Annotated in this window: 13 protein-coding genes; 5 read left to right on the top strand and 8 right to left on the bottom strand. The window is 41.6% G+C overall.

Annotated elements, in window-relative coordinates; translation table 11 throughout:
- Window positions 1-38: 38 nt before the first annotated feature.
- Window positions 39-1673: a hypothetical protein gene (locus ACE99V_RS06230; RefSeq protein WP_400490201.1), complete on the bottom strand. Its 1635-nt coding sequence runs from the start codon at window positions 1671-1673 to the stop codon at window positions 39-41.
- Between the two features lie 366 nt (window positions 1674-2039).
- Here ACE99V_RS06230 and ACE99V_RS06225 point away from each other — a divergent pair, with 366 nt between their 5' ends.
- On the top strand, window positions 2040-3149 hold the full coding sequence (locus tag ACE99V_RS06225; RefSeq protein WP_400490200.1) for a glycosyltransferase family 4 protein: 1110 nt from the start codon (window positions 2040-2042) through the stop codon (window positions 3147-3149).
- A 52-nt stretch (window positions 3150-3201) separates the two neighbouring features.
- On the opposite strand, the gene ACE99V_RS06220 is transcribed toward ACE99V_RS06225, so the two are convergent.
- The 3 genes from ACE99V_RS06220 to ACE99V_RS06210 form a co-directional block, all read right to left on the bottom strand.
- Window positions 3202-4308 carry a glycosyltransferase gene (locus ACE99V_RS06220; RefSeq protein ID WP_400490199.1) on the bottom strand — a complete coding sequence of 369 codons (1107 nt, stop codon included), beginning with the start codon at window positions 4306-4308 and terminating at the stop codon, window positions 3202-3204.
- A 53-nt stretch (window positions 4309-4361) separates the two neighbouring features.
- Window positions 4362-5150, bottom strand: a complete 789-nt coding sequence (locus ACE99V_RS06215; protein ID WP_400490198.1) for a glycosyltransferase family 8 protein — start codon at window positions 5148-5150, stop codon at window positions 4362-4364.
- 91 nt (window positions 5151-5241) lie between these two features.
- Window positions 5242-6384, bottom strand: a complete 1143-nt coding sequence (locus tag ACE99V_RS06210) for a glycosyltransferase family protein (RefSeq protein ID WP_400490197.1) — start codon at window positions 6382-6384, stop codon at window positions 5242-5244.
- Window positions 6385-6627: 243 nt separating this feature from the next.
- Between ACE99V_RS06210 and ACE99V_RS06205 the strand changes: the two genes are divergently transcribed.
- Both ACE99V_RS06205 and ACE99V_RS06200 read left to right on the top strand, forming a co-directional pair.
- Window positions 6628-7608 carry a glycosyltransferase family 2 protein gene (locus tag ACE99V_RS06205; protein ID WP_400490196.1) on the top strand — a complete coding sequence of 327 codons (981 nt, stop codon included), beginning with the start codon at window positions 6628-6630 and terminating at the stop codon, window positions 7606-7608.
- Window positions 7609-7670: 62 nt separating this feature from the next.
- Entirely contained in the window at window positions 7671-8393 is a 723-nt protein-coding gene (locus tag ACE99V_RS06200) for a methyltransferase domain-containing protein (protein WP_400490195.1), read from the top strand.
- 46 nt (window positions 8394-8439) lie between these two features.
- Here ACE99V_RS06200 and ACE99V_RS06195 read toward each other — a convergent pair whose 3' ends face one another.
- The 4 genes from ACE99V_RS06195 to ACE99V_RS06180 form a co-directional block, all read right to left on the bottom strand.
- Window positions 8440-9423: an NAD-dependent epimerase/dehydratase family protein gene (locus tag ACE99V_RS06195; protein WP_400490194.1), complete on the bottom strand. Its 984-nt coding sequence runs from the start codon at window positions 9421-9423 to the stop codon at window positions 8440-8442.
- Window positions 9420-10730, bottom strand: a complete 1311-nt coding sequence (locus tag ACE99V_RS06190; RefSeq protein ID WP_400490193.1) for a nucleotide sugar dehydrogenase — start codon at window positions 10728-10730, stop codon at window positions 9420-9422. Before ACE99V_RS06190 ends, ACE99V_RS06195 begins: the two co-directional genes overlap by 4 nt.
- A gap of 140 nt (window positions 10731-10870) precedes the next feature.
- The gene (locus tag ACE99V_RS06185) at window positions 10871-11791 is read right to left on the bottom strand and encodes a GT-D fold domain-containing glycosyltransferase (protein WP_400490192.1); all 921 of its coding nucleotides are present in this window, start codon (window positions 11789-11791) and stop codon (window positions 10871-10873) included.
- 19 nt (window positions 11792-11810) lie between these two features.
- Window positions 11811-12854, bottom strand: coding sequence for a glycosyltransferase family protein (locus ACE99V_RS06180; protein ID WP_400490191.1), 1044 nt, complete (start codon window positions 12852-12854; stop codon window positions 11811-11813).
- 589 nt (window positions 12855-13443) lie between these two features.
- Between ACE99V_RS06180 and ACE99V_RS06175 the strand changes: the two genes are divergently transcribed.
- Complete coding sequence (locus ACE99V_RS06175) at window positions 13444-14271, top strand: M55 family metallopeptidase (protein WP_400490190.1); 828 nt, start codon at window positions 13444-13446, stop codon at window positions 14269-14271.
- Between the two features lie 141 nt (window positions 14272-14412).
- Window positions 14413-15648, top strand: a complete 1236-nt coding sequence (locus ACE99V_RS06170; RefSeq protein ID WP_400490189.1) for a glycosyltransferase family 4 protein — start codon at window positions 14413-14415, stop codon at window positions 15646-15648.
- Window positions 15649-15793: the final 145 nt, after the last annotated feature.

The raw sequence follows: 15793 nt of genomic DNA, 5'->3' as shown, positions 1-15793 counted from the left end.
GGCTATTCGTAGTAGGCCCTTGTACAATAAAAGATAGATTAAGCTCTAGAAGAGCGTTTCAGGTAAGCAGCATCTTCTTTCAATATTTTGTTCATCTTTTTAATCATATAAGCACGAAATCCCCAAGCGTAATAGTCTATGCGATATGGAGATTGTTTTAATAATGCATGAGTATTCAACATGTTTTCCATTATCAAATGAGTTAACTGATCTGGCAGAACTTCTGAATTTTGAATTTCCTTCTTAATGAAAGCAACTACCTGATCCCTTTTCAAAATATTTTTTATAGATCCGGTTTTGGCATAACCTATATCGGGGCCGAGCGAATGTACGATGTCCCTAAATAACCTTTTGTCGCTTCTCAGCTCATCTGGCAGGGTCCGTGCTTCTAAGATAATTCTTCTTGAAAGAAAGGGATTTGCTATTTCTACATACGATAATTTCAAATCGTTTAATGCAGCAAGCACCACCGGAATTCTAAATTGATGGTAAAGCCTGTCACGCCATACCTCTAAAGTTTCATTTTCTTTTCGCTTTAAATGATTTGGCATGGAATTTGGTTCCATTCCCAAGTAATACAGAAAATGAGAAAGGTTCTTGTCATCCGAAATTAAGTCAATTCCAATTTTCGCCTTAACTTCTTTTTCATTTTCACAACGAGACAATCCAAATACCTCGTCTCCTCTAATGATTCCTGATGTACCTTTGTCATGCAGGACTTTCCACATGGAAAAACCATCCACATAACATGTAATTCCATCCATTCTCCCTTCGCCATTTTTGAGAAACCGGTCAAAAATAATATCCAGCGACTCATCGTTTGAAAAGTCAATATTGTAAAATTCATTTGTACAACCGTAAAAGTCAGAAACCAGTTTAGCTAGAAACGGATCGGTTTCTTTTTTTCTTCGTGATGCCTCCATTCCCCAGGTAATGGTGTTCATTTTATTTCGATTGGCTAAAAACAATAGAACAGCTCGACTGTCAACTCCTCCTGAAAGTGGAACTACCCACTTGGAGTAATCAAAATGGATTTGATTGAAGGTCTCCTTAATCGCAGACGTAAGTCTTTCTTTATGTTCCGAATATGAAGATTGATGAACTTTAAAATGTGGTGAATTTGTTTCTATCCTTGTTTTCCAGGTTTCCCGATCCAGCGTGATCCTAGCATCAGCTGGTAAACATACAAGTCTCTCATCCCATGATAAATTGGGGCCAAGTGTCCCTGTCGCTAACATCCAAGGGTAAACTTTCTTATTCGGTTTGTACTTTCCTAAATAAGTAATGATCATCCTCTGCGATGTTGAGGCAATAAAAAGATCATCCGTGTGAAGGTACCAAATCGTTCGAGATCCCACAACATCACTTACGAGTTCAACATATTTGGAATTACTACGAAAAAGTGCGTAAGCCCCATCTGGAAGTTTACCTGTTGGTTCAAACCAACGATCTTCTGTTCCAATGACATGACCCAAACATACGCTGCTTTTTTCAAGCAATATAGATTCATTAGGATTAAATATGCCTATATGAACACCATTTCTTTTCATAATAACCGGAGGATTTGGCTGCAAATGATCAGGGGTAATTCTACAACAAATCTTTTTAAGAACCTCTGTTTCATCTTGTTTATCAGAATTGCTCCTCTTGCATATATAAATGACTTTAGCCATTTTTGAAAGCCTCCTTCTTCCGTGACGATGTGATTACAGCAGTCAAAGCCAACTGCAGACAAACTCTTACTCGGAAAGTGTACTGATTCACCGCGGATGGAACAAATCTCTCTTCATAGTATATGGATGAAGGTGCTTCCAGTGATTGATGAGGGCACGTCCTTTCCGTCCATCATGATCAGCTCATTCTTTCTACGTGGTGGTGAAATAGAGCATTTATCTAGTGATATACGTACAATCATAAAAACAAACGATTCATAAAATAAGGAGCAAGATTTAAGGGGGTGAATAACGATCAGAGATCTTCACATCGGCGTTTTTCTCGGTCACAATATTCCTTCTTATTGGGCGCATAGCTTTAATGTTATGAAAATGGCTCAGGGTTTCAAAAACATAGGCTGCAAAGTAGTAGTTATTACAGCAGAAAATAGCAACACCCAAAAATTAAAAAAGAAAATCCATGATGTCTATTCTCATTATGGAGTTGACCGAAGTATCAGGATAAAATATCTATCCCCGTCCAAAGAAGCATTCAAGAGCGGCAGAACGATACACGACTTGACATTTTGCAAGAAGGCCTTACAGTACGCTAAGGATATGAGGTTTGATTTTGTTTACTGTCGATCCAATCTGGTCATTCCCCGTCTTACAGCAAATGAAGGAATCCCGACATTTGTAGAGACGCATTCCGCGCAACCAGCTAGCCCCAAATGGAAAGATATATATAAGTTAGCCCATCTAGGTTCATTTAGAGGGTTAATAACCATTCATGAAAAAATCAAACAAGCACATGCAAAAAGGGGATTTCCAAAACATAAAGTACTGGTTTTAGAAGACAGTGTTGATTTGATGCGCTTTGACATACCTGATGATAAATGGATCTGGAGACAATTATTAGGGTTGGATAAGGATAAGTTTTATGCTGTTTATTGTGGGCATCTATATCCGGAAAAAGGCATTGAAGTGATATTGCATGCCGCTAAAAAGCTTGAGCATATGAAGGATGTAGTCTTTCTTTTCGTCGGTGGTCTAGAAAAGGATAAACAGCTCTGGGAAGAGTATTCCATAAAAAACCGCGTCAAAAATGTTAAATTTATCGGTTTTGTCCCCAACACCTTCGTACCGAAATATTTAAAGGCAGCTGATTGTTTGTTGCTAGCTTATAAAGTAAAAAATATGGATTATAAAATCATCGATATTCATACAACATCGCCTTTAAAATTATTCGAATATATGGCTTCAAAAAGGCCAATAGTGGCAACTGATCTTCCTACTATCAGCAAGGTATTGAAACATGAATCAAATTCGTTGCTTGTTCGTCCAGATGATATTGCAGATTTTTGCAACGGGATAAAAAGGCTATTATCGGATAGGGATTTAAGTGTTCGATTAGCTGATAGAGCCTATCAAGACGTGCAACAGTATTCCTGGGAAGATCGCTGCAAAAGGATCGTAGAGGTTTTTGACAAGAACTGAATTGAGTTTTTTTAGAAAGTAAATGATGCCCCGGTCGTTCGTTAGACCGGGGCTAATTCTGTCGTAATCGAGATGTTGTTTTTTCCTGCAGGATATTGAAATAGATCCTTTCTAATTCCTCGATTTGTGTTTCTACGTTAAAAGAGTCCATTACGATCTTTCTCCCGCGTTTTCCCATTTCTCCCCATTGATTCGACAGATGGATGAGGTCAAGGATACGTTGCGCTAAGGCATTACTGTCCCGTTCAGGAACCAAAAATCCCGATTTTCCGTCCTCAACAAGTTCCGGAATTCCTGCGTGCCAAGTGGATACTACAGGCAGACCGCTTGCCATCGCCTCCTTGAGAACGTTGGGAATCCCTTCCTGATTACCTGTGCTGTCGGTAATACTTGCCAAAGCAAATAAATCCGCCTTATTCATTTCTTTGGCTACCTCTTGATGAGGAAGTGCCCCAAGAAAGCGAACCTTGTCTTCCAGATTCAGCTTTCTTACCTGCTTACCGATCATATTGCGAAGATGTCCATCCCCGACTATTCGAAGTCGTAAAAATGGATACCTTTCATGAGCCTTGCGGAAAGCGTCTATGAGGTACCTCATTCCTTTTTTCTCAACCAAACGTCCAACTGAAAGTAACGTAATAAATTTGTTCCAAGGCATGATTCGTTTTTTAAACGTAAATCGTTGAATATCGATTCCACTATGGTGAACAAAAATCTTATTTTCAGGACATCCGTATTTTATTAAAATCTCTTTCATATTTTGGGAAGTAGCCGTAAATGCATCACCTTCCTCAAATAATCGTTGAATATGATTATTCTTGTACCCTATTAAACGACGATTGGAAGGAAGATCATAGCCATGAAATGAAGTCAACATTGGGAGGTCCAGTTCTTTTTTTACACCTAAAATACCTAAACCTGTAGTACCAAAGCGGGCATGGATCAGATCCGCCTTTTGTTTGTGAAGAACTTTCTTTAGGTCATCGATATTCTTGTATAGGTATGTCTGCTCAAATGGAAAACGGTCGAGATTGGAAGTCCGTACCGTACAAAGAATTGGTAAAACCTTCGTAAGACGAATGAGTTCCAAATAGTTAAACGTTTGGCTGATCGGTAAATAATCAGGGATAATAACAGCCACTTTCGAACGACGAGGCACAGTTGTACGGCCACCTTTCTTTTCGAATCTTTATATCCGCACAAAAAACGTGATTAGTCATCGTCCTGTTCCCATAGAGTAGCATACGAATATTTAAAATAGTCTTTTTGGAGAGGATGGCCGTGATTCCATGGTTTTTTGGGACCCGTATAATGAATGATCGACGGATGAATAGGACGCTTCAGCAATTTGAGATGCGCTGTTGTGTAATTCCACTCAGGCCCCAACTTTAGCCATTTGCCATGCAGAATAGCATTTAATGGGTCCTGGCTATAAAATTGAATTTTGGATGGGTTATTATGGATGAATTCGAGAACTTTTTTTGATATATCTTCTTCTCTCCACCTTTGTACATTAATTAACATGACGCCTGCGTTAAAATAATTGGCTTTTTTCGGAATGGAGAGGTCTTTATATCTGTCAAAATTGGGTTTTTTAACTGCAGCTATCGTATAATCATCTATGTTCGTGTTCCATAATTTGGTGATATCGTCAGTAACAATAACATCCGTGTCTAGATAAAGTGCCTTCTGAACGTCCTTATTTAGGAGATCGGGCAAAGAAATTCGATAATACGTTTCCTTACTTAAATACCGAGAAAATCCTCGTACCTTAATATTATTAAATAGAGACTTGTTAACTTTCAAAAATTTAATTGTCACGTTAAATTTTTTTATAGCCCTGTTTAATTTATGTTTATTTTGTTGGAAAAGGTTACCATATAAGACATAAATTTTTACGGGGTTTCCTGAAACCTTGTTTACCAGCAGAGAATTTAACATTACTGCAAGATGTTTGGCATAATTGTCATTGGTCGTCGTTACGATATGAATATGTTCCACAAATTCATCTCCCCAAATTTCTTATAAATGGAGAATGGACGTCCCCCGGTGTTCGTTGGATCTTTTATAAGGGATCTTCGTTTTTCCTATGTTATTTTTTTCCTGCCTGTTGTAATTCTTTTACTTTTCTTTGCAACTTTATTACTTTTCGTTGTAATGTTGTGATCTTTGTCAACTGATTTGTTTTCAATCTCTTATTCTGTTTTATTTTGTTAGTTGAACGTACTTTTTTCTTTTTGGGAAAGTGTTTCTTTGTTTTTTTCACGACAGAGCGTTTCGCCTTTTCTTTTTTATTAGGTGTAGGTTGGTAATTTTCCAGTATATCTCCAATCATCACTACCAATTGATGTGCTCTTATGGCAGTTGTGTGGTATTCATGCACCATTCGATAGCCTTGCTCTGCGATCTTAAGTCGCTCCTCTTCATTTTTCAGATAGTATTCTGCCTTCTCCTCAAAATCATGTTCATTTATTTTCACAAAGTGCACACCAGGGATAAACCCCAAATCCTTTAACTCTTTTGATGATGGTGCCAATAAAAGTGTTTTACATGCTAATACTTCGTAATAGATTGGGGAAGGATTTTTGTAGATCGAGTTGCAGGTTATAAAAATCTTTGATCGATTTATTTCTCTTGCATACTTTTCACCAATCAATAAATCTCTCATTTCATGCGGTTTAAATTCTCGCTGACCTGGATGTTCGTGATAAACGAAGTTTGGCTTATCTTGCAAGACCTCGTGTATTTTCCACCTCAAAGGATACAATCGCTTGTTAACATTCCCCATTAACAGCAAATCATTTTCTTTTGTTAGCCCATAATCCTTAAATACGTTAGGATTAACGTGATGGGGAAGCCACCTCCTTCTGTTCTTGAATTCTGGCAACCATTTTTGAAATTTGTCTCTACATGTTGAAAAAATATATCTAACTTTATCTTTACGGATCGCGATCTTTATACCCTTCAGGTTGACATGTAAGTCTTGTAAATAAATCCCGTACGGAATGGATAACGTCGAAAGCCCGTTAATTTTTGGCCCTTTTCCTCCGTACTCATTGATAAGAATAAAATCTGGGCTGATGGTAAGTTTCGCGAGAATATCCTGGATATTACCGGGTTCATGCCATACGGTTAGATCGGTTATTCTTGCTAGTTCAGTTTGGAAGTAATAATTCCCCTGGGATACCCTGTTTTCATTAAAATGCGTTATATACAAAAGTTTTAACTTTGACATTGGCCTACCCCCACGCACTCTATTTGCCTTCATTCCAAATACTATGAATGGTTTGTTCGTATGGTTTGTACTTCTATCATTAGGTAAATGATTCATTTTTGGAGGGAAAGACCTTTAGCGCACAACCTGACAAAAATGTACAAGTATCTACTGCATTACCTTCCCCACTCACATATTATGAAGAAACGGGATAACCCCTCCTCCCGTCTGCTTGTTCAAAACACTGAAAAGGAGGCGCCATGCATGGAAGTGGAACATCTCCAAGAGAAGGAGATGAAAAATAGAGATGAAGTACCTCCTCCGCAAGAGAGGAAACAGACCAGAAACGAAGATCCGTCCCTCCTACAAGAGATGCAAAACATGGGAAATAAACGTCCTCTAAAAGTCTCCGTAATCATCACCTGTTACAACTACGGCAAGTATCTGCATACATCCATCAACTCTGTCCTCAAATCTACGTGTAAAGACGTGGAGATAATCGTAGTTGATGACGGTTCCACTGACCCGCACACGCGACGTGTGCTCAGGCAGTTGAGAATGAAACCAAACATATATGTGATCCGCCAATCGAACAAGGGGGCCGCTTCCGCAAGAAATACCGGGATTCGTTATGCAAAAGGAAAATACATTTATTCGTTGGATGCAGATGACAAGGTGCACCCCAAGCTGCTGGAAAAATCCGTGGCCGTACTTGATAAACACCCGAAGGTTGGGTTTGTTGGCAGTTGGTTGCGCTACTTCGGAAAGGCTCGAGGTGTAATTCGCTACCGCCGTTACAACTTTTACACGCTTCTCTTTAAAAACATCATTCCTTCCGGCTCCATGTTTCGTAAAATTGCCTGGGAACAGGTTGGCGGCTATTATGAGAGGTTGCGAGGGTTTGAGGATTGGGAGTTTTGGATTGCGCTAGGAGCCAGGGGATGGCTTGGATATATGATTCCGGAACCATTGTTTCACTACCGTAAACACAAAAACAGTAAATTGAGCCAATCCCTCAAAAGGAGAAGACGTCTTATTCAGCTTATTCGAATGAGGCACGCCCATTTGTATACGAAATTAAGCTTAGCCAAGCTGAAACGTATCTGGAAACCACGCTCACTATTGAAAAAAAAACCTTCTCTTTCTAATCGGGCTCAGTCATGGCGGTTCCTTCCCAGCCGCCGGCCCGTTTTACGACGAAGAATTCGTACCAAGTTCAGAATGCGCAGGAAAAGCAGATTGTAAATTGGTTGGCAATCACATAATGATATTCATATGTGTTGACTTCTCACAGGGAGGTTTTTGCTTTGGATCAAGAGCTTATCAACGCCGCCACTGCAAACCATTATTGTATGAATTCAAAGTATAAGACTCGATTGAAACCCAAATATTATTCATTATTAGACGACGGTGCATATCAGCCAAATGTCTATAGATTGGCAAAATTTATCGCAGAAAGGATCAAATGCCAAAATATTATTGATATCGGCAGTGCATCTGCGAGCAAACTAACCGCGTTTCATCCAAGATTCCACATAATAGGTGTAGATTTTGGAGCGAATGTACAATACTGTCGAGAAAAATTTTCGTTTGGTACATGGATTGATCATAATCTTGATACTCCTGCTATGTTAACGATACCAGACGAGATTGTAAAAGACTCCATCATTATATGTGCAGATGTGATCGAACACCTGATTAACCCTGGTTACTTATTATGCAATTTACGGAAGCTGCTGGATTCAGCACCTATTTGCTTATTATCTACCCCAGACCGAGTACGCGTTCGTGGAAATAATCATAAGGGACCACCTCCAAATTCCGCCCATGTGAGAGAATGGAATTCTGACGAATTCATAAAGCTGCTCCATTTATTTCAATTAAACGTTAAGTTTTCAGGTTTTACTGTAAGCAATTCTGAACGACCCAAGGTAAAAAATACGATTCTTGCAATACTAGGAAACAACCAAAATCACTGCAAAGACTTTGATCGCCTTATTGGTCAGTCGGAGATTGTGGAAAGAACCTAGTGATAAAATATGTTGTACACAAAAAACCGAGGCGAATGCCTCGGTTTTATTGTACCGAACTGTTCTCCATCCCATTCTTCCGATACCAGGCAATGGTCTTGCGAAGACCTTCGTCAATTTTCGTAGTAGGTTGAAAGTTTAATTTCTGCTTCGCTTTTGATAGATCAGGCCGACGGTTTGGTGTATCTTCATACCCTTCCCCGTACACAGACTTGTACGGAATGTAAATGATCTGGGAGTTTGAATCGCTTAACTCTTTAATTTTTTTCGCCAGTTGATTAATCGAGATAACATTGTCAATCCCGATGTTGTACACTTCGTTGTTGTGCTGATGGTCGATGCACGCGATTGTCCCGCGAATGGTATCATCGATATAGGTAAAGCACCGGGTTTGTTCCCCGTCCCCGTAAACAGAAATGGGATCCCCTGCAATCGCTTGCGTGATAAATTTGGGTATCACTCCTCCATACTGCGATACGTTTGCTCTGGGACCATAGGCGTTGAAGTATCTCACAACGGTTACGGGTAATCCCTTTTCCGCGTAGGCAAAGCAAAAGTGTTCATCAAGCGCCTTGGCAGTTGCGTAACACCATCGATTCTTTTTCGTCGAGCCCAGGATCCGATTGGAGTCTTCCCGAAAGGGCAGGCACTCGTTCTTGCCGTATACCTCGGAAGTAGAAGCAAAAATGACCTTCGTCTTTCTCGGATAAGCCAATTCCAATACGTTACGCGTACCGTCTATATTCCCCTCAATCACTTTTAAAGGGTTTTCCACAGTGTTCTTCACACCCAGTACGGCGGCAAGATGAAATACCACCTCACAACCGTCCATCACTTCATTTAACAAGCTGCGCTCCAATACAGAACCGCGTACAAACACATGATTGGGGTGGTTGATTACGTCTTGCAAAAAAGTGAGCTTTCCAGTAGATAGATCGTCTAAGGTGACTACTTTGTGTCCAAGGGATAGCAATTGTTCTACGAGGTGCGAACCAATAAAGCCTGCTCCTCCCGTTACCAATATTCTCAACCGAAACCGCCCCCTAAGCGAACCACTTTTGCTTTACCTCCATAACCGCTTGTTGCATTACGGGCGTCATACACGAATTTCGCATGATCGAGGATTTTCTCGACTGGAATTTGCGAATGTTCCGTTAAGATCACAACGCCGTCCATTTGTCGCAGCACTTCGTCTGAGAGTTCGACACTTTTCAACGTGCGGCCGTCAACCTTGAATTCAGGCACAAACGGATCGTGATAGCAAACCTCCGCTCCTTTGTGCTGCAGCAAATGAATGATGCTCAGAGCGGCTGATTCCCTCGTGTCGTTGATGTTTTTCTTATAGGTGACACCGTATATCAATATCTTGCTTCCGAAGAGACTCCCATTCTCAGCCAAGTGTTCATTTATTTTATTCACAACGTAAATGGGCATCATTTGGTTCCGTTGATGACTCAATTGAATAAAATTGCTGCGATGTTGAAACTGTTTCGCCTTCCACTGCAAGTACAAAGGATCTACAGGTATGCAATGACCGCCGATGCCTGGTCCGGGATAAAACGGTTGAAAGCCATACGGTTTTGTTTTCGCTGCTTCAATCACTTCCCACAGGTCGATCTTCATGGTGTCACAGAGCAAAGCCAGTTCATTGATAAGTCCGATATTGACAAAACGATAAGTGTTCTCAAGCAGTTTTGAAAGTTCGGCAACCTCTGGGGAAGATACCTTCAAGACATTGTCAAACACTTGAGAATAAAGGTCATACACGCGTCTGAGGCACTCTTCTGTTACACCACCTACTACTTTTGTTATTTGTTCAATGGAAAAGTCCTTATTCCCGGGATCAATCCGTTCAGGAGAAAATGCCAGAAAAAAATCTTTCCCCACTGATAACCCGCTCTTTTCCAACAACGGCTGAAGAAGTTCTCTCGTTGTTCCCGGATACGTGGAACTCTCTACCACAACTAATTGATCCTTTCTCAGCGAAGTGATCAATGCATATGCAACAGTTTGCAGGTAGCTTAAATCAGGCGTATGGTATGGATTCAACGGCGTAGGAACGCATATGACAATGGCATCCAGGCTGGCAACTTCAGCGTGGTCTGTGGTTACATGAAACCGACCGGTGTCGTTCGCCTGTTTGATTTCTTCGTCACTTATGTCAGGTATATAACTGCTCGCTTCTCCACTTAGCCGCCTTACTTTGTCTTTATCTATCTCGATTCCCACAACTGAATAGCCTTTTTTCACAAACAGTAACGCTAAGGGCAACCCGACGTACCCTAGACCAATTACGCCGATTCTCGTCGATTCTTTCTCTTTACCGTCAGACGTCATGATTATGTCCCCTCTCGTTAGTTCTGTTTCCCATTTTATGAAAGGCTAATGCAACAGGTATGGACGAATATAGATGTGCAAAAGCGGAAAAGTTCCGCCATCCGTCCGCTGAAAAGAAAAAAGCGGAAATCGTCCGCTTTTTACATGCCCATCAGTTTATCCAGTCCGATTCTTTTTGTCATCCACTTGCATGCAAGCATTTCTCCTGTAGCCAGGCTGGATAAGCCGCCTCCCATATCGATGGCCACTTTCTGGTATGTTTGCGCAATAAAAGGGGCGAGAATCACGGCATTGATCCCTGCGGCAATTAAACAAAGATCAAAGTCATAATCCGCAACTTTCTCTTTCACCATGGGAATCTCCTCGAAGCTGTTTATACTGATCGAGCCTACAACATCAAATCCCAGTTTTGGTTTTAGGTTTTTATCCATGCTGTCCTTTACCTGGTCTGCGATCGAACTGATTAACAAGATTTTCCGACCACCGAGCATACTTTCAAATTTTTCTTTTTGTGAATACATCATCACTCTTCGCAGGAACGCTTCGAAAACGTATTTGGGTTTGATATTGTGAACCTCAAACACTTTTTCTGCCAGCGCTCCGGACGGGATGATTGTGTTATAACCGACGATGTCAGCCTGCCTAACAGCTTCGACCGCTTCAACTCTTGCCAGTTTGTTCGGTAATCGGATTCCGCGGTGCTGAAGTCCTGTAGTCACCCCTTCGTTTGCTTTTAACGTCTCAGGATCTCTCAATATTTCCCGATGGGAGTAGAGAGTGTATTGTGACATGATAAAAGACTCTGTCTGACCCACGGAAACAACCGAGAGTGGTTTCTTTTCTTCTAATGCTTCGATTATTTTATCCAATAGTTCGCTGCATGTTAGTTGTGCTGCATCCGGTCTATGGGTTTTTATTTTATCGCGTGTAAACTCATTGCTTTGAGGATACCTGTGTCTCGAAAAAAACCCTATTTTTTTTCGAAGTGTCCGTTTATTGAATTTCCTTGTTCTTCTTTTGACCATAGATTTTTTTCTTCGTAACGTTACCTTCGATTTCATGATGTTTACACCTCGACTCTCACCTTTTTTTTGGCTTCTTGTATTTCGACAGCTTCAGATTTCTGGTCAATCGAGCCCGCTTCATACTTGCTTTTCTTTTTTGGATAAGTTTTGGTGAATGTACGACTGTCGTTTTGTGGTTTTCCAGTATTTCCTTTATCATCTCCAGCAGTTGTCTGGCTCTTATGACCGAGGTGTGGTTCTCATGCACCAACCGATATCCTTGCTCTGTAATTTTGTTCCGCTCCCATTCATTTTTTAAAAAATATTCTGCTTTCTCTCGGAAGTCATGATCATTAATCGCCACAAAGTGCTGGCCTGGAACAAATCCCAAATCCAACAGTTCATTGACGGAAGGCGCCAACAGAAGTGATTTACAGGCAGGCACCTCATAGTATTTTGCCACCGGATAGTTGTATACCGAGTCACAGGTAAAAAACATCTTTGCCCGATTTATCTCTCTGGCATACTTTTCCCCGATAAAATACTTTTGTCTTTCGTGTGGTTTATAATTCCGATATCCCGGGTGCTTATGATAAACAAAGTTTGTTTGGTTACTCATCTCTTGTAAAATCCGATACCTTAGCGGATAAACGTTATCGACTGCACCCATTAACAGCCAATCGATCTCTTTTTCCAGTCCGTAATCCCTGTATACCTCGGAATTTACATGTAGGGGAAGCCACCTCATTTTATCCTTAAATTCCGGATACCACTGATAAAACGGATCCCGATATACAGAGAAGATATAGTTGACCTTGTTGCTGCGGAGTGCTTTCTTTCTGTCTTTGATCCGGTAATGCAGATCGTACATGTACACACCAAAGGGAATCGATAACGTAGACAGTCCTGTAATTGGCGGGGTTTTTGTCTCGCCGAATTCGTTAATAAAGATGAAGTCAGGTTTTTTGGAGATTTTTTTTATGATGTCATGGATATTTCCAGGCTGAGTCCACAGGGTTAATTCTGTCATTTTCGCCAGTTCCGTCATTAAATCGCAAACGTGTGCGCAGATAAAGTCTTTTATATCTCCTGTTATTAACAAAATTTTCAGTTTCTCCATCGCCACGTCTCCCCACCCTCTTTTAACCACTCTTGCTTAATTTTATGAAGCATTTTTTTTGGCGGTTTGTACTCCTATCACATGAGAAGGATGAAAAAGTCTTGTCGTTCGCCTGATTTTTTGGATCAATCCTATTTGTCCATACCAGCTCAGCAAAGATTCATATATATAATGAATGGACTAGAAATGGCAAGGAGGAAATACAGTTGAGGGTGAGGATACAGAAGCCTAGAGGCAGAAAAAGGCTGGTAACGAAAAGAAAAAAAAGGCGGCGCGTTATATCTTCCCGAATGGTCTCAAGTTCACGATACAATTCGCTGTTTTTTTATCGCGTCAAGGCCGGGAATGTATTGGTGAACCGAAAGATTTTGGATACCATACGAAAGCGGTTGCCGAGGCACTATTCCATTCCTGATTCAGTGTTCCGAAAATACCTTCAGTTACTGCGCCCCAGGCCAAAGGGAAAGAGGCGAAGATGACAAAAGCACTTATCCTATTGAAAGAGCAGATCGTCTCATGGAAGACAACTGCTTTTCGTTTTTTTATAGTACAATAACCATTAGAATTGATTTTGAAAGGAAGAATGCATATGAAACTTTTTCTCTCAGTGGATATGGAAGGGATTACCGGAATCGTCGATACGACCTATATCAACCCGGACAACGGGTTGAATTACGAGCGAGGAAGGCGACTGATGACCCAGGATACCAATGCAGTCATCGAAGCAGCGCTGGAGTGGGGAGCAAAGGAGATTCTTGTCTCCGACAGTCACAACACGATGAACAACATATTAATCGAGGCGTTACATCCCAACGCAAAGCTGCTCTCTGGCTCCCCCCGGGACTACTCGATGATGCAGGGATTGGACTCCAGCTTTGACGCCGCTTTTTTTATCGGTTACCACACACGTCAGGGTGCACCGGGAGTACTTAGCCACACGATGTCGAACGTTGTGCGTAACATGTACATTAACGGGCTGCTTGTCGGTGAATTTGGATTCAATGCGATCTATGCCGGTCTCTCTGGCGTTCCGGTCTGCTTCGTTTCTGGCGACGATCTGGTAGCGAAAGAAGCCAAGCAGCTGGTTCCTGAGATTTGTACCGCAATCGTCAAACGTACAGTCTCTCGAACCGCCGCAATCTGCCTCTCCAGAGATGAAGCTACCGCTGAGCTGAAGCAGCAAACCAAGCTCGCATTGGACAACCTGAAGCAGATACAACCTGTGCAAACGCAAACGCCGCTGGAGCTAAAAATCGAATTTTCTTTTGCCGGACAAGCCGAGATGGCTGCCATCGTGCCAGGCACCCTGTACCAAACGGGCAGTTCAACGGTAACCTACTGGGCGAAAGATCAATACGATCTGTACAAAACGATGCGAGCCATGATTAATCTGGCAGATACGGTTCCATTTTTTTGATGTGGGAATCGGCCGGAAAGTTGCCGTATGATATTTGCCTGTTTTTTTAAGTGAAATCAGAACTGTCCATACCATCTGAAAAAAGACGCATACATATGTGGAAAGGCATTCGTTCTATACCGATCAGAAAGGAAGGGCTATATGCGCATCTTACTAGCGGGATATATATCGATTCCAAACATCGGGGTAGGCGGTATCTCCACATATGTTTTCACGCTTCAAAGAGAATTGCAGCGCTTAGGGCACGAAGTGGACATCCTATTTCAAAATCCTCCAAGAAAGCAATATTACATGCTAAATAACGGACGTTATGTGTCGAAAGAAACAATAAGAAAGCTGATAAGAGCGAAGTTAAGGGCCATGTACACAAAAAGGAGATGGAAGATTCCTCCTGCAATCAGATTTTGGGAAGTAGAGAGGTATTCTTACGAAATGGCCGCTGCATACTTTGGATTGGACAAATACGACCTCATCCATGCTCAGGATGTAATCAGCGCACAAGCAATTTGGAGGGTAAAACCCAAGCATATTCCATTGGTATTGACCGTTCACGGTGACTTCCTCCCAGTTAAAGGAAAGTATTTTTCCATGTTGGAATCACGCGGTGCGGTTTCAAGCAACCTGACAATCGCCCCTTCCCAGTGGATGAAGAACAGACTAGTGAATATGTACCACGTGCCGGCAAATCATATCACGGTAATCCCCTATGGATTGGATATCACCAACTTCTTGGCTCGCACAGGCAAACCGGTAACAAAATCGGCCGGAGATAAAAAAATTATCCTTTGCGTAGCACGCTTGGCCCCCGTAAAAGGACATCGTTATCTGTTGGACGCTCTGGCAAAATTGAAGAGAGTCCGGAGAGATTGGGAATGTTGGATGGCTGGAGATGGAACATTGCGCAGAACGTTAGTAAGAAAGAGCAAACGTCTTCATTTACAACATCATGTTCGTTTTTTGGGAAAGCGGCGTGACGTTCCACAGTTGTTGAATCGTGCTGACATCTTTGCATTTTCCAGTGTTCAAGAGTGTCGACCTTTTGCAATTATTGAGGCGCAAATTGCCGGAAAACCGATCGTTTCCACCAATGCTGGCGGCATTCCCGAAATCGTGCAGCACGGCGCTTCAGGGTTGCTTTCGCCGATACGTAACAGTGAAGCGATGTATCGAAACTTGAAGCGTGCCTTGGAGGACGAAGCTCTTCGGGCATCAATGGCTGAGAATGGGCAAAAACGGGCTTTGGAGAATTGGTCAGTTGAAAACATGCTAAATCAAACCTTGGCCGTGTATGAACGAGTAATGAAACGCCGAATCATAAACTTGCCTGTGTATACGGAGACTTGTGAAAATCAGCTAATATGGACGCGTCCAACCTAAAAAATCCCTAAGGTTATAGGGATTTTCTCATTTTTTAACTTTCACACTCCTGGTTCTACCGATCCCAAACCGAAATTGTACTCCTCCAACCCAATCAAACGCACACCCGCCCCTTCATTTCTGTGAATAAGATACAAGGATAACT

The organism is Brevibacillus soli, from assembly GCF_044759095.2.
Classification (GTDB): domain Bacteria; phylum Bacillota; class Bacilli; order Brevibacillales; family Brevibacillaceae; genus JBIYSM02.
The sequence above is the reverse complement of the archived record's forward strand: the minus strand, read 5'-3'. Positions and strand labels throughout refer to the sequence as shown.

What these genes read in the sequence shown, in the direction of transcription:
- ACE99V_RS06230 (WP_400490201.1), bottom strand. Translation starts at nt 1,673, where the DNA reads ATGGCTAAAGTCATTTATATATGCAAGAGGAGCAATTCTGATAAACAA.
- ACE99V_RS06225 (WP_400490200.1), top strand. Translation starts at nt 2,040, where the DNA reads ATGAAAATGGCTCAGGGTTTCAAAAACATAGGCTGCAAAGTAGTAGTT.
- ACE99V_RS06210 (WP_400490197.1), bottom strand. Translation starts at nt 6,384, where the DNA reads ATGTCAAAGTTAAAACTTTTGTATATAACGCATTTTAATGAAAACAGG.
- ACE99V_RS06205 (WP_400490196.1), top strand. Translation starts at nt 6,628, where the DNA reads ATGGAAGTGGAACATCTCCAAGAGAAGGAGATGAAAAATAGAGATGAA.
- ACE99V_RS06190 (WP_400490193.1), bottom strand. Translation starts at nt 10,730, where the DNA reads ATGACGTCTGACGGTAAAGAGAAAGAATCGACGAGAATCGGCGTAATT.
- ACE99V_RS06185 (WP_400490192.1), bottom strand. Translation starts at nt 11,791, where the DNA reads ATGAAATCGAAGGTAACGTTACGAAGAAAAAAATCTATGGTCAAAAGA.
- ACE99V_RS06180 (WP_400490191.1), bottom strand. Translation starts at nt 12,854, where the DNA reads ATGGAGAAACTGAAAATTTTGTTAATAACAGGAGATATAAAAGACTTT.
- ACE99V_RS06175 (WP_400490190.1), top strand. Translation starts at nt 13,444, where the DNA reads ATGAAACTTTTTCTCTCAGTGGATATGGAAGGGATTACCGGAATCGTC.
- ACE99V_RS06170 (WP_400490189.1), top strand. Translation starts at nt 14,413, where the DNA reads ATGCGCATCTTACTAGCGGGATATATATCGATTCCAAACATCGGGGTA.